The 24,506-nt window shown below is 45.9% G+C and carries 20 protein-coding genes; 9 read left to right on the top strand and 11 right to left on the bottom strand.

Annotated features, from left to right (window positions below):
• Positions 1–351: 351 nt before the first annotated feature.
• The gene (locus tag CWO13_RS16360; protein ID WP_102431392.1) at positions 352–2,232 is read left to right on the top strand and encodes a methyl-accepting chemotaxis protein; all 1,881 of its coding nucleotides are present in this window, start codon (positions 352–354) and stop codon (positions 2,230–2,232) included.
• A 161-nt stretch (positions 2,233–2,393) separates the two neighbouring features.
• Positions 2,394–3,281: a DMT family transporter gene (locus CWO13_RS16355; protein ID WP_048661408.1), complete on the top strand. Its 888-nt coding sequence runs from the start codon at positions 2,394–2,396 to the stop codon at positions 3,279–3,281.
• 101 nt (positions 3,282–3,382) lie between these two features.
• Here the strand turns inward: CWO13_RS16355 and epmA are convergent, their stop codons facing one another.
• Positions 3,383–4,354, bottom strand: a complete 972-nt coding sequence (epmA, locus tag CWO13_RS16350) for an elongation factor P--(R)-beta-lysine ligase (protein ID WP_107899582.1) — start codon at positions 4,352–4,354, stop codon at positions 3,383–3,385.
• Between the two features lie 450 nt (positions 4,355–4,804).
• Between epmA and frdA the strand changes: the two genes are divergently transcribed.
• From frdA to frdD, 4 genes are read left to right on the top strand one after another with little or no spacing between them, the layout of a single operon-like run.
• Entirely contained in the window at positions 4,805–6,628 is a 1,824-nt protein-coding gene (gene frdA, locus CWO13_RS16345; RefSeq protein ID WP_048607796.1) for a fumarate reductase (quinol) flavoprotein subunit, read from the top strand.
• Positions 6,628–7,392, top strand: a complete 765-nt coding sequence (locus CWO13_RS16340; RefSeq protein ID WP_009847917.1) for a succinate dehydrogenase/fumarate reductase iron-sulfur subunit — start codon at positions 6,628–6,630, stop codon at positions 7,390–7,392. Before frdA ends, CWO13_RS16340 begins: the two co-directional genes overlap by 1 nt.
• 1 nt (position 7,393) lies before the next feature.
• The gene (gene frdC / locus CWO13_RS16335; protein WP_048607793.1) at positions 7,394–7,777 is read left to right on the top strand and encodes a fumarate reductase subunit FrdC; all 384 of its coding nucleotides are present in this window, start codon (positions 7,394–7,396) and stop codon (positions 7,775–7,777) included.
• 12 nt (positions 7,778–7,789) lie between these two features.
• Complete coding sequence (frdD, locus tag CWO13_RS16330; protein WP_052880182.1) at positions 7,790–8,176, top strand: fumarate reductase subunit FrdD; 387 nt, start codon at positions 7,790–7,792, stop codon at positions 8,174–8,176.
• Positions 8,177–9,175: 999 nt separating this feature from the next.
• Here the strand turns inward: frdD and efp are convergent.
• On the bottom strand, positions 9,176–9,742 hold the full coding sequence (efp, locus tag CWO13_RS16325) for an elongation factor P (RefSeq protein WP_048661402.1): 567 nt from the start codon (positions 9,740–9,742) through the stop codon (positions 9,176–9,178).
• A 33-nt stretch (positions 9,743–9,775) separates the two neighbouring features.
• Here efp and epmB point away from each other — a divergent pair, with 33 nt between their 5' ends.
• Positions 9,776–10,798 carry an EF-P beta-lysylation protein EpmB gene (epmB, locus tag CWO13_RS16320; protein ID WP_108083241.1) on the top strand — a complete coding sequence of 341 codons (1,023 nt, stop codon included), beginning with the start codon at positions 9,776–9,778 and terminating at the stop codon, positions 10,796–10,798.
• A gap of 195 nt (positions 10,799–10,993) precedes the next feature.
• On the top strand, positions 10,994–11,482 hold the full coding sequence (locus tag CWO13_RS16315) for an MgtC/SapB family protein (protein WP_055320086.1): 489 nt from the start codon (positions 10,994–10,996) through the stop codon (positions 11,480–11,482).
• A 93-nt stretch (positions 11,483–11,575) separates the two neighbouring features.
• Here CWO13_RS16315 and CWO13_RS16310 read toward each other — a convergent pair whose 3' ends face one another.
• From CWO13_RS16310 to CWO13_RS16285, 5 genes are all read right to left on the bottom strand, one after another.
• On the bottom strand, positions 11,576–13,054 hold the full coding sequence (locus CWO13_RS16310) for a sensor domain-containing diguanylate cyclase (RefSeq protein ID WP_108083240.1): 1,479 nt from the start codon (positions 13,052–13,054) through the stop codon (positions 11,576–11,578).
• A 256-nt stretch (positions 13,055–13,310) separates the two neighbouring features.
• A complete protein-coding gene (locus tag CWO13_RS16305) occupies positions 13,311–13,868 on the bottom strand; it encodes a VC2662 family protein (protein ID WP_017068001.1) in 558 nt (185 codons plus the stop codon).
• A 431-nt stretch (positions 13,869–14,299) separates the two neighbouring features.
• Entirely contained in the window at positions 14,300–14,641 is a 342-nt protein-coding gene (locus CWO13_RS16295) for a four helix bundle protein (RefSeq protein WP_108083238.1), read from the bottom strand.
• A gap of 542 nt (positions 14,642–15,183) precedes the next feature.
• Entirely contained in the window at positions 15,184–16,830 is a 1,647-nt protein-coding gene (groL, locus tag CWO13_RS16290) for a chaperonin GroEL (RefSeq protein WP_048661396.1), read from the bottom strand.
• 51 nt (positions 16,831–16,881) lie between these two features.
• Positions 16,882–17,172, bottom strand: a complete 291-nt coding sequence (locus CWO13_RS16285) for a co-chaperone GroES (protein WP_017061289.1) — start codon at positions 17,170–17,172, stop codon at positions 16,882–16,884.
• A 388-nt stretch (positions 17,173–17,560) separates the two neighbouring features.
• On the opposite strand from CWO13_RS16285, the gene CWO13_RS16280 reads away from it, so the two are divergent.
• The gene (locus CWO13_RS16280; RefSeq protein WP_108083237.1) at positions 17,561–18,898 is read left to right on the top strand and encodes an MATE family efflux transporter; all 1,338 of its coding nucleotides are present in this window, start codon (positions 17,561–17,563) and stop codon (positions 18,896–18,898) included.
• Positions 18,899–19,112: 214 nt separating this feature from the next.
• Here CWO13_RS16280 and CWO13_RS16275 read toward each other — a convergent pair whose 3' ends face one another.
• The 4 genes from CWO13_RS16275 to CWO13_RS16260 all read right to left on the bottom strand — a co-directional run bounded on the left by CWO13_RS16275 (position 19,113) and on the right by CWO13_RS16260 (position 24,242).
• On the bottom strand, positions 19,113–19,454 hold the full coding sequence (locus CWO13_RS16275) for a four helix bundle protein (RefSeq protein WP_055320084.1): 342 nt from the start codon (positions 19,452–19,454) through the stop codon (positions 19,113–19,115).
• A 723-nt stretch (positions 19,455–20,177) separates the two neighbouring features.
• Positions 20,178–21,710, bottom strand: a complete 1,533-nt coding sequence (gene gpmM / locus CWO13_RS16270) for a 2,3-bisphosphoglycerate-independent phosphoglycerate mutase (RefSeq protein WP_108083236.1) — start codon at positions 21,708–21,710, stop codon at positions 20,178–20,180.
• Between the two features lie 225 nt (positions 21,711–21,935).
• Positions 21,936–22,118, bottom strand: a complete 183-nt coding sequence (locus tag CWO13_RS16265; RefSeq protein ID WP_017063154.1) for a hypothetical protein — start codon at positions 22,116–22,118, stop codon at positions 21,936–21,938.
• A 186-nt stretch (positions 22,119–22,304) separates the two neighbouring features.
• A complete protein-coding gene (locus tag CWO13_RS16260) occupies positions 22,305–24,242 on the bottom strand; it encodes a polysaccharide biosynthesis protein (RefSeq protein WP_108083235.1) in 1,938 nt (645 codons plus the stop codon).
• Positions 24,243–24,506 lie beyond the last annotated feature (264 nt).

The raw sequence follows: 24,506 nt of genomic DNA, 5'->3' as shown, positions 1-24,506 counted from the left end.
AATATACACGCATCAGAGACACATTAATTCACCATCAAGTACGTCACTGTCATTAGGGCGTATTGACCTTTCGAGCTGATTTTTGCAGCGAATTGCTGGGTATGTCTACAAGGCAGAGGTTTTGATGTGTAGCTAGCCTACATGAGAAGCCGATAACGCAGTAGAAATGACCAGCAAACGCTGCCCGAAGGGTTCGGCTAAAAGCGTTTTACTCTTTGTTGAGGGGGATTTGCTTAGAATGGCTAGGCTACTTCCCCCTCGCCGCGATTAAAACGCTTTTATCTCGAACAAAATTGAACCGCGAAAGGTCAACACGCCCTAGTTTTTTGTCTAATCAGAGAGGAATGGACCTTGAGACATACTATTAAATTTAAAATTCAGATCGCTATTGCGGTCATTATTGCCGTCGTGAGTGGCGCTCAAGCTTGGATATCGGTTAATCAACTGACTCAAGAGACTGAAGTCGCGATCAACCAAGAAATGAAAAATGTCAGTGTCGGTACTACCAATTATATTGCCGATTGGCTCTCAACTCGCAGCGATATGATGCTTGCTAACGAGCCGACTATTTCAAGCAATAGTAATTCTGACCGCGAGTTATTGATCACCAAACAAGCCGGGCAGTTTTTGTCTGTTTATGCGGGATTCAGCGATGGCACTATCGCGTATGGCGATAAAGGTGAAGATTGGCCAGCAGGCTATGACCCACGCACCCGCCCTTGGTATAAAGATGCCAACGCAACATCAAACCTCATCATTACCGAGCCTTATCAAGACTTCGATGGCAGCATTGTCATCAGCTTTGCGAAAGCATTCAACGGTGAAAGACAAGGTGTCCTCGCAGCAGACTTAACCGTCACCAGCATTATTGATACGGTTCTCAATGTAAAACTGGATAACGATGGCTTTGCGTTTTTAGTGGATGGTAACAACAACATCGTTGCCTACACGGATGAAGAGCTAAGTCAGAAACCACTGACCAGTTTGAACCCAGGACTCACTGCAAACAAAGTGTCGCAATTGATCCAAGACCAAACGATCACCACGCTAACTTGGCCTGGCCAAGGGGATAAACTGGTTTACATTGCCAATGTCCCGAATACCGATTGGTCTCTGGGTATTGTTATCGATAAGGAAATGGCGTTTTCTGCGGTCTCTGATGCGATTCAATTCATCTCCCTAACCTCTTTGGTTTTATACATCGTCATTTCGATTGCGAGCACAATGGTGATCAACCGCCTGCTTTCTCCATTACAAACCTTATCTGAAGCGCTGACTCAACTCGCTCAAGGCAGAGGTGATCTCACTCAACGTATTGATATCACGCGTATGGATGAGATAGGCAAACTGGCCGAACTTGTAAACCAATTCTTAAGCCAGATGCAAAGCATGTTGAAGGGCGTCATAGAGCACAGCCACGATCTTAACAATCATGCCGAAAAGGCCAACCAACTGGCGACCCAATCCTCCATTCGAGTTGAGAACCAGCAAAACGATATCAACCAGATTGCGACCGCGATTCATGAGATGTCGGCCACCGCAGCCGAAGTGGCGAGCCATGCCGAATTAACCGCATCCGCTTCTCAAGCCTCTGCAACCGCTTGTAATGACGGCCAAGAAGTAATTCAACAGAACCGCGATGCCATCACTAGTCTTGCGACCCAAGTGGAAGACGCGGCCAATGTCATCCGAGAACTGGAAAACAACGCGCAAAGCATCAACCAAATCCTGTCAACTATTCAAGGCATTGCCGAGCAAACCAACCTATTGGCACTGAATGCTGCAATTGAAGCCGCGCGTGCAGGTGAACAAGGTCGTGGCTTTGCCGTTGTCGCAGACGAGGTTCGAGTGTTAAGCCAAAGAACGCATGGCTCAACGGAAGAGATCCGCGTGATGATTGATACGTTGCAGAAGAATACCGAACATGCCGTTGAAAGCATGACCACCAGCACCCAACTGGCAGAGAACAGCGTTGGCTTCGCAGAGCAAGCTCATGGCAGCCTCTCTAAAATCACTCAAGCCATCACTGAAATCAACGATATGGCACTGCAAATAGCCAGTGCTGCAGAAGAGCAACGCGCGGTAAGCGAAGACATCAGCCGTAATACGCAAGGGATCAAAGATGCCTCTGACGACCTAGCACAGCAAGCTGAAAGCAGCCGTAATAGCTCCAATGAAATGAGTAGCGCTGCCGAGTCGATGCGCCGAGATGTGGAGCGCTTTAAGGTATAACTCACCTCAAGCAAAGTAAGTAAACCACACCACCGAGAGGCTGCTGACGTAAACCAATAGCTGAAACAAAGTGACTCTTTTCATAAGAATCACTTTGTTCTCAGTTCGGTTTAATGCATATTGATGAGCTAATTTATCCCAGACACAAGGATGTTATTCAGATGGGATTCGAATGGTTAGCTCTAGCTGCCGCTTTTCTTTGGGCGATTGCGAGCCTAATGTCCGTAAAGCCTGCTCAACACTTAGGTTCTTTCGCCTATAGCCGCTGGCGAATGGGTTGTACCGCAATCATCTTATCGAGTATGGCTTGGTTTACCGGAGGTTGGTCAACTGTCGAAGCCAATCTAGTCACACCGATGATGCTGTCTGGGCTAATTGGCATCTTCATTGGTGATACCGCCCTATTTGCCTGTCTGAACCGAATGGGGCCGCGTCAAGCGGGTTTACTGTTCTCTTGTCACGCCGTGTTCTCGGCGATTCTCGGTTACTTCCTGTTTAGCGAAAGCATGACTTCTGTTGAGCTAATTGGCTCAGCTTTGGTGTTCAGTGGTGTATTAACCGCGATATTCTTTGGTCGTCGAGGACAAGCCAACAACCAACTCGAAACCATCAAAGGCACCGTTTGGATTGGCGTTGCACTGGGAATTACAGCTGCGATTTGCCAAGCACTGGGTGGCATCATTGCAAAGCCGGTAATGCAAACCAACATCGATCCAGTAGCAGCTTCTGCGATTCGGATGATCACCGCCTTTGTCGCCCACTCCGCATTTCGTTTAACAGGTGCCAAGCTGTCACGCGCAATCAACCCGATGAATGGTCAGATATTTGCGATTACGGCAGTTAACGGCTTTTTAGCGATGGCAGTGGGAATGACGCTGATCTTGTATGCGTTACAGGAAGGCAATGTCGGCATGGTTGCTTTGTTATCTTCAACCACACCGATTATGTTGTTACCAATACTCTGGCTTTACACCAAGCAGAGGCCAAATGCCTACGCTTGGATAGGTGCCATTGTTGCCGTAGTGGGTACTGGTATTCTGGTTAGCTAGTGGCACAGGTATTCTAGTCAGATAGTGGTACTGGTATTCTGGTCAGCTAGCCAAGCTGATGGAAACTGAGAGCTATTAGCTCTCAGTAAAAAAACAAAAAGCTAAGAACGTGGGAACGGGAAAGCGGTCACATCATCGATGTGGTCGTAACCCAAAGCCAGCATAATCAGCCTATCGATACCCAAAGCAACACCCGCACAATCTGGTAAACCCGCTTTTAATGCCTCAATCAAGTGATGGTCAATCGGCTGAGGCGATAAGCCCATCTCAATACGCTTGGCGTTGTCATCTTCAAAGCGCTTGAGCTGCTCTTGTGGCTTATCTAATTCATGGAAGCCGTTTGCTAACTCGATGCCTTTGAAATACACCTCAAAGCGATCCGCCACTCGCGAATCCTCGGGGTTAATCTTAGCTAATGCCGCTTGTGAGGCTGGGAAGTCATAAACAAAGGCTGGCACCTGTTGGCCAATCTTTGCTTCCACCCCAATACTGAAAAGAAGCTGCAATAGCGTATCGCGATCTTCTTCAGGATCAGCAATGTCGCTGAGCCCAAGTTTCGCTGCCGCTTGTTTCAAGGTATCCATCGAATCTTCAAGGGGACACACACCTAACACGTCGATAAAGGCTTGTTGGTAAGTCATTCGCTGTGCTGAGCCCGACTTGAGGATTTGCTGCAACAGCCGATCCATTTCATCCATTAAGTCATGGTGATCGAAACCGACGCGATACCACTCCAGCATGGTGAACTCAGGATTGTGATAACGGCCATTTTCTTCGTTACGGAAAGACTTACAAATTTGGTAAATACAGCCACTGCCCGCCGCTAATAGACGTTTCATATGAAACTCAGGGCTAGTCATAAAGAACAGGGGCTGACCGTGCGCATAACCCGGCCCTACGAATTCAGTTTTGAAAGTATGTAAATGCACGTCCGTCACCGTGGCGTGGCTCATCGCAGGCGTATCCACTTCCATCACGTTTCGCTCAGCAAAGAACTGACGGATTTGATTAAGGATATCAGCACGTTGCTTTAACTGCTTAATGGTTGCGGCTGGTTGCCATGTTGAGTGCATTATTAAGTTCCATATTACTGAATTCTAGGCGACGGAAATTACCACCTTTCGCCTCTTTTGTAAGCTTCTATCTTTCTATAGATGAAAGCAAAATGTTGCCTTAATGGAGCCAGAAAATTACGTTCTACAATACAATTATCAATACAGCTTTCACATCCACATTGATAACAAAAATCATACTCAACAAGCCGTTAACACAAGCCCTGTGGGCTAATCGTTATCAACAATTCATTGCCGTGATTGCAGTCACATAACCTATAAATTCTATGCCTCCATATGCACTACCGACCTAAAAACCCAAATGCATCAACTTTTCGAATACCTTCCTCTCTTACACTGAACCTACCACTTAAGGCTTAGGGGTGATAAACGGTTGATGCCGTTTAAGTACTCTCTAAATGCTTTTTATAATTACAAGCGGAATACTCCGCATCACACTGGAGAATAACTGTGAAGACAATTACCACAGATATCGCAGTCATCGGCGCAGGCGGCGCTGGTCTTCGTACAGCAATTGCAGCAGCTGAAGCTAATCCTGAATTGGAAGTAGCACTGATTTCTAAAGTTTACCCAATGCGTTCGCACACGGTAGCTGCAGAAGGCGGTTCAGCAGCGGTAATTAAAGACGAAGATAGTCTAGATAACCACTTCAACGATACTGTTGGCGGTGGCGACTGGCTATGTGAACAGGATGTTGTTGAATACTTTGTTGAAAACTCGACTCGCGAAATGATCCAAATGGAACAATGGGGCTGCCCATGGAGTCGTAAAGAAAACGGTGAAGTAAACGTACGCCGATTCGGCGGTATGAAGGTAGAGAGAACGTGGTTCGCAGCGGATAAAACCGGCTTCCACATGCTTCATACTCTGTTCCAGACTTCGATGAAGTACGACACAATCAAACGATTTGATGAGTACTTTGTGGTGGATTTGCTCGTTGAAGATGGCGAAGTACAAGGCCTAATCGCGATTCACATGTCTGAAGGTGAGCTTGTTACCATCAAAGCAAAATCTGTTGTTCTAGCAACCGGTGGCGCAGGTCGTGTTTACCACTGTAATACCAACGGCGGCATCGTAACTGGCGACGGTATGGCAATGGCTTATCGCCACGGTGTACCACTGCGTGATATGGAGTTCGTTCAATACCACCCAACAGGCCTACCGGGCACTGGCATCTTGATGACCGAAGGTTGTCGTGGTGAAGGCGGTATCATCGTCAACAAGAACGGCTACCGTTACCTACAAGATTACGGCATGGGCCCTGAAACTCCAGTGGGCGAGCCGAAAAACAAATACATGGAACTGGGTCCTCGTGACAAAGTTTCCCAAGCATTCTGGCACGAACAGCAGAAAGGCAACACCATCAAGCACCCTCTTGGTGATGTCGTACACCTTGACCTTCGCCACCTGGGTGAAGAGTATCTGCAAGAGCGTCTTCCGTTCATCTGTGAGCTGGCAAAAGCGTACGTAAACGTAGACCCAGCAAAAGAGCCAATCCCAATTCGTCCGACTGTTCACTACACCATGGGTGGTATTGAAACTAACGGTACTTGTGAAACTCGCATCAAAGGCCTATTCGCCGTTGGTGAATGTGCTTCAGTTGGCCTACACGGTGCAAACCGCCTAGGTTCTAACTCACTGGCTGAGTTCGTGGTATTTGGCCGCGTTGCTGGTGAAGAAGCGGTGAAACGCGCTGCTGAATTCAAAGGCTGGAACGAAGAGTCTATCGCTAAGCAAGTGAAAGCGGTTGAAGATCGCATCGCAGGCATCTTGGCTCAAGAAGGCGACGAGAACTGGGCTGATATCCGTACTGAAATGGGTCACACCATGGAAGCGGGTTGTGGTATCTACCGTCAAGAAGACTTGATGCAAAAGACCATCGACAAAATCACTGAACTGAAAGCGCGCTACAAGAAGATCAGCATTAAAGACAAAGGCAAAGTGTTCAACACTGACCTACTTTACGCTATCGAAGTGGGTTACGGCCTTGAAGTTGCAGAAGCGATGGTTCACTCAGCGATTCTTCGTAAAGAGTCTCGCGGTGCACACCAACGTCTAGACGACAACTGCACAGAACGTGATGACGTGAACTTCCTGAAACACTCTCTATCTTTCTACAACGAAGATGCAGCACCAACCATCGACTACAGCGGCGTTAAGATTACCAAATCTCAACCTAAAGCTCGTCTGTACGGTGAAGCTGCAGAGAAAGCCGCTGCCGCTGAAAAAGCAGCAGAAGAGAATGCTAAGAAGAGCGAAGAGGAGCAAGCATAATGTCAGCGAATCGAATCCAAAAAATTGAAATCCTGCGTTATGACCCTGAGCACGATGCAGAACCTCACTTTCAAACCTTTGAAGTTCCGTTTGATGAAACCATGTCAGTACTTGATGCGATCGGTTACATCAAAGATAACCTAGATAAAGACCTGTCTTACCGTTGGTCTTGTCGTATGGCGATTTGTGGTTCTTGCGGCATCATGGTTGATGGCGTGCCAAAACTGGCATGTAAAAGCTTCTTACGTGACTACCCGAATGGCTTCAAGATTGAGCCTTTGGCTAACTTCCCAATCGAAAAAGATTTGATTGTCGACATGACGCCGTTCATCGAGCGCCTTGAAGCAATCAAGCCTTACATCATTGGTAACGACCGTAAGCCAGAAGACGGCACTAACATCCAAACTCCAGAGCAAATGGCGAAGTACAAACAGTTCGCTGGCTGCATCAACTGTGGTTTGTGTTACGCAGCGTGTCCTCAGTTCGGTCTAAACCCTGAGTTCATCGGCCCTGCGGCTCTTGCTCTTGCTCACCGCTACAACCTAGATAGCCGTGACAATGGTAAAGCTGAACGTATGAAGCTTATCAATGGCGACAATGGCGCTTGGGGCTGTACGTTTGTAGGTTACTGTTCTGACGTATGTCCGAAGAAAGTAGACCCAGCAGCGGCAGTGAACCAAGGTAAAGTTGAGTCTTCAATGGACTTCGTTATCTCGATGTTCAAGCCAGACGGATCGCAAGTAAAAACAGCAGAGGAGGCATAATATGAGCAATCGTAAGCCTTATGTTCGTGAGATGAAGAGAACGTGGTGGAGCAACCATCCGTTCTACCGCTTCTACATGCTACGTGAAGCGACTGTACTGCCTTTGATTCTATTCACTCTGTTCCTAACCTTCGGTTTGGGTGCACTAGTGAAAGGCCCTGAAGCTTGGGCTGGTTGGTTGAGCTTCATGGCGAATCCTATTGTTGTCGGTATTAATATCGTGGCACTGCTTGGCAGCTTGCTGCACGCTCAGACCTTCTTCAGCATGATGCCTCAAGTAATGCCAATCCGTCTTAAAGGCAAATTGGTTGATAAAAGAATCATCGTACTGACCCAGTGGGCAGCGGTGGCTTTTATTTCTTTAATCGTTCTTGTTGTGGTGTAAGGAGCTTTCGTTATGAACACAAATTACAAAGTAAAACCTGTTAACCACAACCCACAACGCTCTGATGAGCCAATCTGGTGGGGCCTATTTGGCGCTGGCGGTACTTGGTTCGCGATGATCACACCGATCACGATTCTAGTGTTGGGTATCTTAGTGCCAATGGGCATCATCGATGCGGACGCAATGAGCTACGAGCGTGTGTCTGAGTTCGCCACCAGCATCATCGGTGCGCTATTCATCATCGGTACGCTGGCACTGCCAATGTGGCACGCAATGCACCGTCTTCACCACGGCATGCACGACCTTAAGTTCCACGTCGGCGTTGCGGGTAAAGTGGGTTGCTACTTCTTTGCAGGCCTAATCAGCGCATTGTCTGTTATTTTCATCTTTATGATTTAAGAGCAGATACGGGATTCGAGTAAACGAGTATCGAAGAGCTTAAGAGCAGATGCGGGATTCGAGTAAACGAGATGCGAAAAGCTTAAAGCAGATGCGGGATTCGAGTAATCGAGATGCGAAAAGCTTAAAGCAGATGCGGGATTCGAGTAATCGAGTAATCGAGTATCGAAGAGCTTAAAGCAGATACGGGATTCGAGTAATCGAGATGCGAAGAGCTTAAAAGCAGATGCGGGATTCGAGTAATCGAGATGCGAAAAGCTTAAAGCAGATGCGGGATTCGAGTAATCGAGATGCGAAGAGCTTAAAGCAGATGCGGGATTCGAGTAATCGAGATGCGAAAAGCTTAAGAGCAGAAAAGCGAAAGCAGAGCTAGGTTATCCAGCTCTGCTTTTTTTTTATTTTTCGTATCGCGCATCTCGTTTACGCGCATCTGCCCTTTCCGCTCTTCGTATCCCGCATCCCGCTTACTCTAACCTGCTCTTTCCGCTCTTCGTATCCCACATCCCGCTTACTCTCATCTGCCCTTCAAGCTCTTCGTATCCCACATCCCGCTTACTCTCATCTGCCCTTCAAGCTCTTCGTATCTCGCATCTCGCTTACTCGCATCTGCCCTTCAAGCTCTTCGCATCCCGCATCTCGTTTACGCGCATCTGCCCTTACCGCTCTTCGTATCGCGCATCTCGGTTACTCGTATCTGCCCTTCAAGCTCTTCGTATCTAGCATCCCGTTTACGCGCATCTGCCCTTCAAGCTCTTCGTATCTCGCATCTCGCTTACTCGCATCTGCCCTTCAAGCTCTTCGCATCCCGCATCTCGCTTACTCGCATCTGCCCTTCAAGCTCTTCGCATCCCGTATCTCGCTTACTCGCATCTACTCTTAAGCTCTTCGCATCCCGCATCTCGTTTACGCGCATCTGCTTTTTTAATACAAAAAAAGGTCGCTCATAAGCGACCTTTCTTATTTCACTGAGCCATCTTAAACAAGATGGACACAATCAAATTATTTTACACGACCAACGTATTCGCCAGTACGAGTATCAACTTTAACAACTTCACCGATAGCGATGAATAGAGGTACGCGAACTACCGCGCCAGTTGCTAGAGTTGCAGGCTTACCGCCAGTACCTTGTGTGTCGCCTTTAAGGCCAGGATCGGTTTCTGTTACTGCGATCTCAACAAAGTTTGGTGGAGTTACTGTGATAGGGTTATCATTCCACAACGTTAGAGTACAAACGTCATTTTCAACTAACCATTTTGCAGAGTCAGCAACTGCTTTTACGTCTGCTGCGATTTGCTCAAATGTTTCGTTGTTCATGAAGTGGTAGAATTCGCCATCGTTGTATAGGTAACCTAGTTCAACGTCAACAACATCTGCAAGCTCAAAGCTTTCGCCTGATTTGAATGTTTTCTCTAACACTTTGCCTGACAGCAGTTTACGAAGTTTTACACGGTTAAACGCTTGGCCTTTACCTGGCTTAACGTATTCATTGTCGATAATTGAGCAAGGCTCGTTATCTAACATGAATTTTAAACCGCCTTTGAATTCATTGGTGCTTACTGACGCCATGATTTTCTCTTCCACATCTTTGAGTTAATTTCAATGCCGCATATCATAACCCGAAAAGTCGAATCTGTTGAGCAAAACTGGCTCAAACAACTATCGAATGCGATCTCTGACCCGACAAAACTGCTTGAGGCATTGGAAATAGACCCAACACCGTGGCAAGCAGGCTTCGCTGCTCGTGAGCTATTTGCACTTCGGGTACCTCTTAGCTTTGTCGAACGAATGGAAAAAGGCAACCCACACGATCCTTTGCTAAGACAGGTTTTACCGCTAAGTGAAGAGTTTGAGGTGCACCAAGGCTATTCCGCTGATCCCCTAGAAGAGCAAGAGAACGCAATCCCGGGCTTACTGCACAAATATAAAAATCGAGCACTGATGATAGTGAAGGGTGGCTGTGCGATTAACTGCCGCTACTGCTTCCGTCGTCACTTCCCTTATCAAGATAACAAGGGCTCCAAGTCTGTTTGGCAAACCAGCCTCGACTATGTGGCGGCTCACCCAGAGATCAACGAGGTTATCTTGTCGGGTGGCGATCCACTGATGGCCAAAGACAGCGAACTAGAGTGGCTTATCAATGCTATCGAACAGATCCCACATGTAAAAACCGTTCGAATTCATAGCCGATTACCGGTTGTGATTCCCGCTCGAGTAACGGATGAGCTGTGCCAATCATTAGCTCAAACTCGTCTTAATGTGGTCATGGTCAGCCATATTAACCATGCCAATGAAATCAACTTTGAACTCAAGCAAGCCTTCCATAAGCTTAAGCTAACTGGAGCGACTCTGCTCAACCAAGGCGTGATGCTTAAAGGTGTGAACAACAGCGCTAACTCATTGAAAGATTTAAGCGAAAAACTATTCGATGCCGGGGTTTTACCTTACTATATGCATGTACTTGATAAGGTTCAGGGTGCTGCTCATTTCTATATTTCAGATGAAGAAGCGAAGCATCACTTTAAGGGATTAATCTCTGAGGTTTCTGGCTACCTAGTACCTAAATTAACCCGAGAGATTGGCGGACGCAGCAGCAAGACACCACTCGACCTACACATTGAATAACTCTATCTCGAGCAATGGTCGCTTCTTGAGTATCAAGAAGCGACAAAAGAAAAACTCCCCTAGCTTCACCTTAACAACATCGGCTGCTAGACTTTAAGTCATCTTTATCAATCGTTAAGACAAAAAGTTTTTGTTCGATCGTCCGGTCTATTATTAGCATACTCGGCTCTATTCTAAATTTTTAGGAGGGGTGATATGACACAATTTATAGAACAAACTCTCAACCTTGCCCCCTTTAGCTGGGCAGGTCTTGCAGTATGCATGCTGTGTGGTTCGTTAATCGGCATCGAGCGACAAACACGCGGTAAACCGGTAGGGATCAGGACATCGATTCTGATCATCAGCGGCACCTACTTCTTCCTCACCATGGCGATTAGCCTTTCCCCCAATACGCTTGATCAAGCTCGTGTGCTTGGGCAGATAATTACTGGGGTGGGTTTCCTTGGCGCTGGGGTAATGATGACATTGGATGGCAAGATTCATGGTGTCACGTCAGCCGCGATTATCTGGGTACTCGCTGCATTAGGTATGATGATCGCACTTGGCCACCTTTCCCAATCAGTCATTATCACGCTAATGGCGCTAGTGATTCTGCTTGGTGTCGACAAGGTGGAAAATAGCTTCCAGAGCCTGCGTCGTGGTGTTCACCAAAAGTGGATGAGAAAAGGTCGCGCGAAAAAGTAACCTCTCTTCTTGAATGAGATTTACTAGACACAATTCCTTAGACAAAAAAGAAGCCTAGTCAAACGACTAGGCTTTAAGCTATTACGAAAGCGCTTAATACACCTGAATACACACCTGGTTTTTGCCCGCAGCCTTTGCCTTATAGAGCTGTTCGTCGCAAGCGCGAATACTCTGGTTTTCCCACAAGTGCCCAACACTGTCGAATTTGTACAAAGAGTAGAGCGTCGCGCCACCAGAGACAGAGATATTTATCTTGTCACCCGTTGGGCATCGATAACTCTGTAGGCTAATGTCGTTTTTGATTCGCTCAAAGATCGATGAAAGCAACTCTGATGATTCACCCGTAATCGCAACAACAAACTCTTCACCACCAAATCGAGCCACGATATCTTGCTGTCTAACGCTGTTCAGCATCAACTGAGCAACATGACAAATCACCTCGTCCCCCACTTTATGACCATATTGATCATTAACGACTTTGAAATCATCGATATCAAACACGCCAACACCAATAATCGGCTCTTCATCTTGCGCCAGTAATCGAGTTTCAAAGCCACGTCGATTCAGCAAGCCCGTTAATGGGTCGCGCATTGCTAGGGCATTTAAACGCTGGTGCTCTTGTCTTGTATAGAAACGCCATAGCCATAAAACCGAGAGCAGATACAAAACCAACAGTATCGAAAGCTGAATCTTCTCCATCTCCAATACATGCAGAAAGTGCTCGCTCTTATCTTCTTCAATACTCAGATATAGCTGGGTGTTAATGTCATAAACATACAGAGGCTTAGAATAGGTAAAGTCCATAAAGCCGTATTTGTTTGTGCCTCGCGTACTTGTGACTTTATAGCCATGGGTAGGGTTTGATACTAGGTTAGAGACATAGCCATCGACACCCAATACCCCTTTAAACTCACCATTAACGTAAATCCCTTTGGTTAAGGTCACCACTTTTTGACCTGTCAGATAATCATCGTATTGGCCGGTATACACCACTTGGTCTTTGCCTTGCGATAGGCCAAAGCGAACCGTATTGATCCAATATGGTCGGCTATTTACGACAGAGTCGAACGTATCACCTTTCATATATTGGGCAATATCAGAGGGGGAAGAGATAATAAACTTCTCTTTCGAGATGAAGTAGATCGCTGAGATGGTATCAATGGTATTGGCGAAATAGGCCATGGTAGGCGCAATAAACAAACGCTTACCCGCTTCGGTATAAAGGTCCGATTTCGGGTTACACATCTCGCGAGGGCCAGAGAACATAAAATCAAAACGAGGGGCATGTTGCTCCTCACTAGTGAAGTAGCACGTCTCACCTTCAATCTTTTTGTCATGCGAGAATACGTAGGTATCCCCATGCAGTGGATAAAGCGCAGTGATGTTGTACTCAAGCGCATTTATGATCTGTGTGAGCTCCGCTAAAGAGCGTGTCACGCCTTGGTTTTCGATTCCATACTGTTTATCTGATTCTTCCGCTGAATCAACGAGCAACAAGCTCAAAACTACTAAAAAACTGGCGGTCAGACTTAAAAAAGCCTTTTTAAAATCGATGGTATGGTGGTTAATCAAAGCATATAAATCATCATTGGGAATTTATCGCACATTGTACTTATAAGTAAAAATACTGCAATAGGAAATATAAAACAATATGCTTATCAGGTGGTTTGAGAAGTTTATCTTGGTTGTGGAATTGAATGTAATAACGCCTAAACAAGGGTTTAGGCGTTGATAGGCTTCGCTTTTAAACGCTAATGCGCTAAATAAAAGCTAATACGCCAACTAAACATCGCTCGCCAATAGTAGAACTAAAGGCTAAACGACCGCTTTATTTAGCGAAGTTTACAATCGGGAAGCACGGGAAGAAACCGTTATCAGCACAGTTGATCAGGCCAACTTGTACACCTTCGATTTTGTTGGTTTTGTTGAAGATACCAACCTGAACCGTCGACACTTCTGAAAGGTTCGCAGCGCCAACATCAACCATAGTGTTACCTTCTGAGTAGTTGACGAAACTCACGTTCGCGCCTTTTACATCATTGGTAATGTTCACTGCACCAAGGTTAACACCCGTTGTTTTACCTGTGTTCCAGTTGAAGAAACCTAGAGATGCGCCGGTCATTTCTTGGTTCACTTTTGATGCACCGAAGATACCCAGGTTCACACCTGTTGTTGTTTGCGTCTCAGACATACCAACAACCGCAAGATCAACACCTTTAAGGTCGTTTACTTGTCCGTGAAGCAGAGCTAAACGTACACCGCCAACCGCATCTGAATCAGGTGCGTTGAAGCCGTTGATCGTTGAAAACATAACAGGCGAAGAAGCGAATGCCGCTGGTGCCATTACTGCTGCCGACACAGCAAGTACTGAAAGTAGTTTTTTCATTGGGGAGTCTCCACTGACTTATTGTTGACTTGATTAATCCATTTTCAATCAAGCATTTATTATCCTTTATTCAACAGCTATCCATGTTAGATCAATGTCATAACTGTACTGTTGAATATAAGACGGTAAATCAAAAAGAGCAATGATTAAGAGCAGATGCGGGATTCGAGTAAACGAGATGCGAAAAGCAAAGAGCAGATGCGGGATTCGAGTGCACGGGATGCGAAAAGAATAAGAGCAAAGATAAAAGCAGATGCGGGATTCGAGTGCACGGGATGCGAAAAGAATAAGAGTAAAGATAAAAGCAGATGCGGGATTCGAGTAAACGAGATGCGAAAAGCAAAGAGCAAAGAGCAAAGAGCAAAGAGCAAAGAGCTGAGATAAAAGCAGATGTAGGATTCGAGTGAACGAGATGAGAAAAGCAAAGGAAGTTATTGTTCTAGTGACTTGATTAAAGCGCCTAACATGCGAGATATATGAAGTGCCTCCGATTGCCACCTAGCAGCAACTTCTTTAGCTACAAAACCAACTTCAGAGCCTATGTCAGCTTGAGTTGCAAATTCACCTATAGACCCCTTAGCGATTGCAAAGAAGTGCTTACGCTCTTTCAGAGATTTCCGCTCACAGCCTTCTGCGATATTGCTAGGTACAGATAAAGCACTGCGAGTAATCTGATCTTTGAAACCAAAATCTTTGCACATAGACATTACTCGATAAACGTTTATCGATAGCTGTCGACTTCGTTGCCAAACATCAAGTTTTCTATAAAGCACAATTTCTACCTAAAGACCGAAAAACTAATCATCTCAAAAGAACATCGTAGAAAAGTATTAATAAAGAACCAAAGTTCGAGACTTCTATCCTTTCATCTTTTCTAATCTCATATCTGCTCTAACCTTCTAAATCTTTTCGCATCCCGATTACTCGCACCTCTCATCTGCCTTTAAAGCTCTTCGTATCCCGATTACTCGCATCTCGTATCTGCCTTTAAAGCTCTTCGCATCCCGTTAACCCGAATCCCGCATCTGCCCTTCAAGCTCTTCGCATCCCGATTACTCGCACCTCTCATCTGCTTTTCAAGCTCTTCGTATCCCGCTTACTCGAATCTCGTATCCGCTCTTACGCTCTTCGTATCCCGATTACCCACATCTCGAATCTGCTTTTCAAGCTCTTCGTATCCCGATTACTCGCATCCCGAATCTGCTTTTCAAGCTCTTCGCATCCCGATTACTCGAATCTCGTATCTGCTCTTTAAAAAACAAAAACGGAGACCGAAGCCTCCGTTTTCAATTTCACTATGAATAGCGAGGGATGATTACATCATGCCGCCCATGCCACCCATACCGCCCATGCCGCCCATATCAGGCATTGCAGGAGCTGAATCTTGAGGTTTGTCTGTCACCATCGCTTCTGTTGTGATCATAAGACCAGCAACGGATGCTGCGAACTGAAGTGCAGAACGCGTTACCTTAGTTGGATCTAGGATACCCATTGCAATCATGTCGCCGTATTCGCCAGTCGCCGCGTTGTAACCGTAGTTACCTTCGCCAGCACGAACGTTGTTAGCAACAACAGACTCTTCATCGCCTGCGTTCTTAGTGATTTGACGAATCGGTGCTTCCATCGCACGTAGTGCAACACGGATACCTACGTTTTGCTCTTCGTTGTCGCCTTCAAGGCTAGCAACTTTAGATGCAGCGCGAATAAGTGCAACACCACCACCAGCAACCACACCTTCTTCAACTGCAGCGCGAGTTGCGTGAAGTGCGTCTTCAACGCGGTCTTTCTTCTCTTTCATCTCAACTTCAGTCGCAGCACCAACTTTGATTACTGCAACACCGCCAGCTAGCTTAGCTACACGCTCTTGAAGCTTCTCTTTGTCGTAGTCTGACGTTGCGTCTTCGATTTGTTGACGGATTTGAGAAACGCGACCTTGGATCATCACTTCATCACCCGCACCATCGATGATAGTCGAGTTTTCTTTAGTGATAGTAATACGCTTAGCTTGACCTAGGTCTTCTAGCGTTACTTTCTCAAGGTCTAGACCGATCTCTTCAGAGATAACCGTGCCACCCGTTAGGATAGCGATATCTTGAAGCATAGACTTACGACGGTCACCGAAACCAGGTGCTTTAACCGCAGCCACTTTAACGATGCCACGCATGTTGTTCACAACGAGAGTTGCAAGCGCTTCGCCTTCTACATCTTCAGCGATGATAAGAAGTGGACGAGATGCCTTAGCAACTGCTTCTAGAGTCGGAAGAAGTTCACGGATATTCGAAACTTTCTTGTCGATAAGAAGAATGAATGGGCTTTCTAGATCAACAGAACCCGCTTCTTGGTTGTTGATGAAGTAAGGAGATAGGTAACCGCGGTCGAACTGCATGCCTTCCACTACGTCTAGCTCGTCTTGTAGAGCCTGACCTTCTTCAACTGTGATTACGCCATCACGGCCTACTTTTTCCATCGCTTCAGCAATGATATTACCTACTGTCGAATCCGAGTTCGCAGAGATAGTACCTACTTGAGCGATAGCTTTAGTATCAGAACATGGAACAGAAAGGCCTTTAAGCTCTTCAACTGCTGCGATAACCGCTTTGTCGATGCCGCGCTTAAGATCCATTGGGTTCATGCCAGCAGCTACGGCTTTTAGGCCTTCAGTGATGATAGCTTGTGCAAGAACGGTTGCTGTAGTAGTACCGTCGCCCGCTGCGTCATTCGCTTGCGAAGCCACTTCTTTCACCATTTGTGCACCCATGTTTTGGAACTTGTCTTCAAGTTCGATTTCACGTGCAACAGAAACACCATCTTTAGTGATCGTTGGTGCGCCAAATGATTTATCTAGAACAACGTTACGGCCTTTAGGACCTAGCGTTACTTTTACCGCGTCAGCCAGAACGTTTACACCTTCTAGCATTTTAATACGTGCGTCGTTACCAAATTTAACGTCTTTAGCAGCCATCTTTATTTCCTTTAAATTCTTTATTCAATCAGTTCAGTTTTATGGGTCGGATTACTCAACGATCGCCATGATGTCGTTTTCAGACATAATCAGAACTTCTTTGCCGTCGATTTTTTCAGACTTAGTGCCGTAGCCTTCAGCGAAGATAACAGTGTCGCCAACTTTAACGTCCAATGGTTGTACTGAACCGTTTTCTAGGATGCGGCCTTTGCCAACAGCTAGAATTGTACCGCGAGTTGATTTTTCAGCGGCAGAACCAGTTAGAACGATGCCACCAGCAGATTTAGATTCAACTTCTTGGCGCTCAACGATAACTCGGTCGTGTAGAGGACGGATATTCATCGGTCAGATCTCCTGATAATTTCCATTTAATTTGATAGTTGCCACGATTGGCATGGGGTTAAAGAGTATGTTGGGGCGATGTGAAAGATCCCAAGGGGTGAAAGGGAAAAATTGTGATCTAAGGGGCAGATACGGGATGCGAATGATTTGAGAGCAGATACGAGTAAACGGGATGCGAGATACGAAAAGCAAAAACGCCCCTGCGAATAGTCCTGTGTAACTGTCAGGGATAAAACAAAAGAAGGCTGCATCTCTTTTTCCGCTCTTAGCTCTTCGATACTCGTTTACCCGCATCTCGTATCTGCTCTTTCACATCTCGCATCTGCTTTTCTTCCCTTCCCGCCCGCATCTGTTTATCCTACGCTTTTGGTTTCTATCGGCGTTTTACATGCAAGATAAGCACGGGCTATTAACCGCCCCAATTGAGAGTACATTGCGTACCATGACCATACCGACCATATTCGGTATGGTGGCGATCTTGATGTTTAACCTGGTCGATACTTTCTTTATCTCATTATTGGGTACCCAAGCCCTTGCTGCGGTGAGCTTCACCTTCCCTGTCACCTTTGCCATCAACTGCATCACCATGGGAATTGGCATCGGCCTTTCGACGTGTATTGGAAGGTTACTTGGTCAAGGTTGCGCACAAAATGCGGCTCGCTTTACATGTCACGGGTTAATGCTTGCGGTGTTGCTTGTTGGCTTTGCATCAACACTGGGCTTAGTAACACTAGAGCCTATGTTTACTCTGTTGGGGGCAGAACCTGAGTTACTGCCACTGATATCCGAATACATGTCAGTCTGGTATTTAGCGATACCGCTACTTGTTATTCCAATGGCAGGTAATAGCGCAATACGAGCGAGTGGCGATACCAAAACGCCCGCCAAGATCATGATGCTGGCAGGCCTGATTAACGGCATTCTCGATCCTCTATTAATCTTTGGTTACGGCCCCTTCCCTGAACTAGGGATTCAGGGCGCAGCCATTGCTAGCGGATTCAGTTGGTTTGGTGCTTTATGTGGCTCACTGTATGTATTAACCATACGAGAAAAGCTACTTGCTCCGCCTAAGCTAAAAAACATCATCGATGACTGGAAACAGATCTTAACCATTGGCACACCCGCAGCCCTTTCCAATGCCCTTAACCCACTTGCTGGCGCCATTATCATGATGATGTTAGCCAAACAAGGGACAGAAGCGGTGGCGGCTTACGGAGCTGCCCAGCGTATTGAATCGATTCTAATCATCGTATTGATGTCTCTGACTTCGGCTCTTACGCCTTTCATGGCGCAAAACTTTGGCGCTAATAATCCACAACGTAGTTTCAAAGCTCTGTTCTTAAGCATGCGCTTCGCTGTGATGTTCCAAGGTTTGATTTTCTTAATGATGGTGCCATTGAGCATCCCTTTGGCAGCCCTGTTCTCTCAAGAAGAATCTGTACGAGGCATCTTGTGGCATTACTTGTTAGTTGTCCCGTTTAGCTATGGCTTCCAAGGAATTATCATGATGCTGATTAGTGCAATGAATGCCATGCATCAACCGCTCAAAGCCTTTCAATGGAGCTTCATGCGCCTGTTTGTATTTACCTTGCCGTTTGCTTGGGTAGGTAGCCAAATCGATGGCGTAGAAGGGCTGTTTATTGGCTTAGCCTTGGGGAACATCATGGGTGGTATTTCAGGGTATTGTTTTGCACTTCAAGTAGAGAAAGATTCGAGATGCGAGTAACCGGGATGCGAAAAGATATAAGAGCTTAAGAGCAGATACGAGATTCGGGTATCGAGATGCGAAAAGATATAAGAGCAGATGCGAGATTCGGGTATCGAGATGCGAAAAGCAAAGAGCAGATGCGGGATTCGAGTGCACGGGATGCGAAAGGCAAAGAGCTGAGATAAAAGCAGATGTAGGATTCGAGTGAACGAGATGAGAAAAGCAAAGGAAGTTATTGTTCTAGTGACTTGATTAAAGCTCCTAACATGCGTGAGATTTGAAATGCTTCCGATTGCCATTGCTCACCAACGCTCTTGGAAATGAACCCAACTTCAGAGCCTATGTCAGCTTGAGTTGCAAATTCACCTATAGACCCCTTAGCGATTGCAAAGAAGTGCTTACGCTCTTTCAGAGATTTCCGCTCACAGCCTTCTGCGATATTGCTAGGTACAGATAAAGCACTACGAGTAATCTGATCTTTAAAACCAAAATCTCTACACATAGACATTCCCCGATAAACATTTATCGATAACTGCCGGCTTCGTTGCCAAACATCAAGTTTTCTATAAAGCACAATTTCTACCTAAAGACCGAAAACCTAATCATCTCAAAAGAACATCGTAGAAAAGTATTAATAAAGAACCAAGTTAGAGATAGTTCAGGCCTTATGCTTTTATCTTCTCGAATTTCGCTTACTCTCACCTGCTTTTCAAGCTCTTCGCATCCCGATTACTCGCATCTCGTATCTGCTTTTCAAGCCCTTCGAATCCCGTTTACCCGTATCTCGCATCTGCTCTTAAAGCTCTTCGAATCTCGTTTACCCGCATCTCGCATCCGCTCTTAAGCTCTTCGCATCCCGTTTACTCGTATCTCGCATCCGCTCTTAAGCCCTTCGTATCCCGTTTACCCGCATCCCGAATCTGCTCTTAGCTCTTCGTATCCCGTTTACTCGCATCCCGTATCCGCTCTTAAGCTTCTCGTTTACCCGCATCTCGCATCTGCTCTTAAGCTCTTCGAATCCCGTTTACCCGTATCACGCATCCGCTCTTAAGCTCTTCGAATCCCGTTTACCCGTATCACGCATCCGCTCTTAAGCTCTTCGAATCCCGTTTACTCGTATCTCGCATCTGCCCTTAAAGCTCTTCGTATCCCGTTTACCCGCATCCCGTATCCCGTATCCGCTCTTAAGCTCTTCGAATCCCGTTTACTCGTATCTCGCATCTATTCCTCAAACTCCAGATACAAAAAAACGGCCACACTCGCGTGCAGCCGTTCTAGTATTCGATGAAAGTTAAAACTATTTAACGATCACATCGCCTGACATTTCAGCTGGGATTGCAATACCAGACAGAGAAAGCATCGTTGGTGCTAGGTCAGACAGTTTACCGCCTTCCTTGAACTCAACGTCTTTGCTACCTACGTAGATAAGTGGAACTGGTAGGTTAGTGTGCGCAGTGTGGATGCCGCCCGTTTCTGGGTTTACCATCATTTCCGCGTTACCGTGGTCAGCAGTGATAAGCAGTTGGCCGTCAGCTTCTTTGATTGCTTCAACCACTTTACCCAGACATTCGTCTAGCGACTCTACGGCTTTAACTGCTGCATCGTAAACGCCAGTGTGGCCAACCATGTCACAGTTAGGGAAGTTACAAACAATAGCGTCGTATTTGCCGCCTTTGATTGCAGCAACTAACTTTTCAGTTAGCTCTGGTGCGCTCATTTCTGGTTGTAGGTCGTACGTTGCTACTTTTGGAGAAGCAACAAGCTGACGCTCTTCGCCTTCAAACTCGTCTTCTTTACCGCCGTTGAAGAAGAAAGTCACGTGCGCGTACTTCTCTGTTTCAGAGATACGTAGCTGCGTTTTGCCTTCTTTCGATAGCCATTCACCGTAGGTGTTCTCTAGAGAAGCCGGTGGGAATGCACATAGAAGTGGGATGTCTGCTGCGTATTGAGTCAGCATCACAAAATCGATCGCTGGGAATACACTACGCTCAAAACCGTCGAAATCAGGCACGAATGCACGCGTAATTTCACGCGCACGGTCAGCACGGTAGTTCATGAAGATAACTGCATCGCCATCAACGATAGCGGCAGACTCTTCGCCTTCCGCTTTGATTTCAGTTGCTTTCACGAACTCATCGTTTTCGTCACGAGCGTAAGCCGCTTCTAGGCCAGCTACTGCTGTGTCGAATGTGAACTCAGCTTTTGCTTGAGTCAGCAGGTCGTAAGACTCTTGAACGCGATCCCAGTTGTTATCACGGTCCATTGCGTAGTAACGACCAATAAGCGAAGCCACACGGCCCTTGCCTAGCTTAGCGAATAGGGCTTGGAAACGTGCAAGTGTGTTTTCTGCGCTACGTGGCGGTGTATCACGGCCGTCTAGGAAAGCGTGTAGGTAGATTTTCTCTGCGCCACGCTCTGCTGCCATTTCAACAGCTGCGTAGATGTGGTCTTCATGAGAGTGAACGCCACCTGGAGACATAAGACCCATGATGTGAACCGCTTTCTCAGCTTTCACCGCTTTGTCGATAGCGTTAACTAGCGTTTCAGTTTTGCCGAATTCGCCATCTGAAATTGACTTGGTAATACGAGTAAGATCTTGGTATACCACGCGACCCGCACCGATGTTGGTGTGACCCACTTCAGAGTTACCCATTTGGCCATCAGGTAGGCCTACATCTAAGCCAGAAGCCGAGATTAGCGTGTTAGGTTGGTTAGCAATAAGACCGTCTAATACTGGTGTTTTAGCGTTCGCGATAGCGTTGTCTTGGTTGTCTTCACGGTAACCGTAACCGTCAAGGATCACTAGAGCCATTGGCTTCTTAGCTGACATAGGACTGACCTCGTTCAATTCAAAATAAATCGGTATAAAAACAAATTAGCGTAATTTTACTACAGTTTACAGTCAAAACTGTAGTGGAAGATCAAGAAAGGGCGCAGGTAGGATGATCGAATGTGAAAAAAAGCGTCATTTTAGGAGGGCGTAAAGTAGGGATATGAAAATTTATATCCCTACATCTACATTGAAAAAGCGCAACAACGGTAGCCTCACGGCTCTTCAGTTTAGAAGATTAATTTCAGTGTCATGCTCTTCATCATCGTCCTGTGACTTTAGATCATGCACCGCTGGTTGCTCTATCACTGTGGTTTTGTTGGTAACATATTGAAAGCTAAAATCATCCCACAATATTTGATCCAAACTTTCTTCAATTTCTTGATTAGATGAAATATCTATTATCATGATTACTACCTCATATCGCTATTAAAGCTCATAGTAATTATGGACAATAATCATGACGTTTCCGAAAAGATTGTGTGAAGTATTTGCTAACTAAAAGTCATAATTCAAATAACCGAACCCAATATCGGTTCTAGGTTCTAGGTTCTAGGTTCTAGGTTCTAGGTTCTAGGTTCTAGGTTCTAGGTTCTAGGTTCTAGGTTCTAGAAGGAGATCTTCTTGGTTTTGAGCAGCATTCCAAACCAAATCCCCTACCCCATCTGTCGGCTTAAACCCGGTTGGCGCATCAAGAAGTAGCTGGCGAATCGCATCATGTTGTAAGTTGTGACAAGCAAAATCCAAAGATTCAAGTAGCGTGTCATATTCATTAATCGGTAAGAATACTTCTTGCGCGGTCATGATTCGCTCATGAGCGGTTGGGGATACGTTATCGCCAATCAATAACTCTTCATAGAGCTTCTCACCAGGACGCAGGCCTGAGAATTGGATTTCAATATCACCATGAGGGTTCTCTTCATTCTTAACAGAAAGCCCTGAAAGATTAATCAAGTTTGCTGCAAGGTCTGTGATTTTGACCGATTCACCCATATCAAGAACGAAAACATCACCGCCTTTACCCATAGCACCCGCTTGAATCACCAATTGCGCCGCTTCAGGAATGGTCATAAAGAAACGGGTAATATCGCGGTGGGTAACAGTAAGTGGGCCACCGGCTTTAATCTGCCTTTTAAACAGAGGAATAACCGAGCCAGACGAACCAAGTACATTACCAAAGCGAACCATACAGAAACGTGTGCCGTGCTCTTTTTGGTTCTCTTGCTCAGCCAAAGCTTGTAGACCTAATTCCGCCATACGCTTGGTGGTGCCCATTACGTTAGTTGGGCGTACCGCTTTATCTGTCGAGATAAGCACAAATGATTCAACACCTGCTTCAATAGCGGCTTTAGCCGTATAGTAAGTGCCGTAAACATTATTACGCACACCTTCTACCACGTTATACTCGACAAGAGGAACGTGTTTATAAGCCGCGGCATGATAAACCGTTTGTACACCAAAAGACTGCATTGAGGTCAATAAGCGATGTGAGCGCTGAACGGAACCTAGTAAAGGCACGATTTCAACATCGTAACCTTTGGTTTCTTTAACTAAAGAAAGCTCACGATCAATTTGGTATAAGCCAAACTCAGAGACTTCAAACAGCACTAATGTTTTAGGTTGTTGTTTAAGGATTTGACGACAAAGTTCAGAACCAATAGAGCCGCCAGCACCGGTCACCATCACCACTTTATCTTTGATGTTAGCTTCCATCAGAGCTTGCTGAGGCGCAACCGCATCACGACCCAACAAATCTTCAATAGGTACATCGGTAAGCTCATCAATTTTCGCTTTACCTGACACAATATCGGCCATTTCAGGAACGGTTTGAATCTCAACGGGCAGCTGCGCCAGCAAATCCAATACTTGCTTACGGCGAGCGCGAGAGGCGCTAGGTATCGCGAGCAAGATTTTAGAAACGTTGTGCTTTTCAATCAACCTTTCCGCTTTGCCTAATGCAACAACGGGCAAGCCCAAAATCATCGTATTGGTGAGCGTTTTGTCTTCATCAATGAACGCGCGTACTCGATAGTTTTCAGACGCTCTTAACGCGACAGCCAATTGTCGGCCGCCTGAGCCCGCACCGTAAATTAATACTTCTTGACGTGAATCTTTCGACGTCGTCGCGACAAGATTGCGAACCACCAAACGAGAGCCGCCACATAATAAAGCTAAGTAAGCACCGTAAATAATAGGCACCGTACGAGGGACAGGTTCTTGCAGATAATAGGCAAGCAGAGCCAAAGAGATTGCCGACAATATTGCGCCTGCCGTTACCACAAACAGCGCTTGAAAGGTGAGATACCTAAGTACTGCTCGATAAAGACCAATTTTTGTAAATATAAGCACCGTCATTATTACTGTTAAGCCTGTCAGTAATAAATTATCGCCATCATTCAAAAATTGGAAGTCGCCTAGCCTTGTCCACAGCGCAATGTGCAGAGCAAATATAATGATTAAAGCATCAATAGAAACACTGATAACCCGCTTTTTAAAACGAGAAAGGTGCCATATGAAGTTTAGACGTTGCATAAAGTTATTCTTATTTATGAGTATTTAATAAACCACAAAGACTGCATGAGTGGATGTGTTGAACATTATTTAAATTCGCAAAGAGAACTTGCAAAAGATAACCCGAATATTTAATTCGCGCTTTAATTTGTTATTGATATAAAAGCCCCAATAGTTCGACAACTTTCATCTATTGGGGGTTTGGTGACCGCTTAAGAAAAGAGCTTAAACTAACTGACATCTCATATATTGGAAAATCAAGCCAGTAAGCCAGTAAGCCAGTAA

This window comes from Vibrio sp. ZF 223 (assembly GCF_003050585.1).
GTDB lineage: Bacteria > Pseudomonadota > Gammaproteobacteria > Enterobacterales > Vibrionaceae > Vibrio > Vibrio crassostreae.
Note: the sequence above shows the minus strand (reverse complement) of the source record. Positions and strands in the feature narration are given on the sequence as shown.

Bases quoted from the DNA above. Each gene is read 5' to 3' on its own strand.
- CWO13_RS16340 (WP_009847917.1), top strand. From the start codon at position 6,628: ATGTCAGCGAATCGAATCCAAAAAATTGAAATCCTGCGTTATGACCCT.
- CWO13_RS16285 (WP_017061289.1), bottom strand. From the start codon at position 17,172: ATGAATATCCGTCCTCTACACGACCGAGTTATCGTTGAGCGCCAAGAA.
- CWO13_RS16355 (WP_048661408.1), top strand. From the start codon at position 2,394: ATGGGATTCGAATGGTTAGCTCTAGCTGCCGCTTTTCTTTGGGCGATT.
- CWO13_RS16315 (WP_055320086.1), top strand. From the start codon at position 10,994: ATGACACAATTTATAGAACAAACTCTCAACCTTGCCCCCTTTAGCTGG.
- CWO13_RS16265 (WP_017063154.1), bottom strand. From the start codon at position 22,118: ATGATAATAGATATTTCATCTAATCAAGAAATTGAAGAAAGTTTGGAT.
- epmB (WP_108083241.1), top strand. From the start codon at position 9,776: ATGCCGCATATCATAACCCGAAAAGTCGAATCTGTTGAGCAAAACTGG.
- frdD (WP_052880182.1), top strand. From the start codon at position 7,790: ATGAACACAAATTACAAAGTAAAACCTGTTAACCACAACCCACAACGC.
- gpmM (WP_108083236.1), bottom strand. From the start codon at position 21,710: ATGTCAGCTAAGAAGCCAATGGCTCTAGTGATCCTTGACGGTTACGGT.
- frdC (WP_048607793.1), top strand. From the start codon at position 7,394: ATGAGCAATCGTAAGCCTTATGTTCGTGAGATGAAGAGAACGTGGTGG.
- efp (WP_048661402.1), bottom strand. From the start codon at position 9,742: ATGGCGTCAGTAAGCACCAATGAATTCAAAGGCGGTTTAAAATTCATG.
- epmA (WP_107899582.1), bottom strand. From the start codon at position 4,354: ATGCACTCAACATGGCAACCAGCCGCAACCATTAAGCAGTTAAAGCAA.
- CWO13_RS16305 (WP_017068001.1), bottom strand. From the start codon at position 13,868: ATGAAAAAACTACTTTCAGTACTTGCTGTGTCGGCAGCAGTAATGGCA.
- CWO13_RS16280 (WP_108083237.1), top strand. From the start codon at position 17,561: ATGCAAGATAAGCACGGGCTATTAACCGCCCCAATTGAGAGTACATTG.
- CWO13_RS16260 (WP_108083235.1), bottom strand. From the start codon at position 24,242: ATGCAACGTCTAAACTTCATATGGCACCTTTCTCGTTTTAAAAAGCGG.
- groL (WP_048661396.1), bottom strand. From the start codon at position 16,830: ATGGCTGCTAAAGACGTTAAATTTGGTAACGACGCACGTATTAAAATG.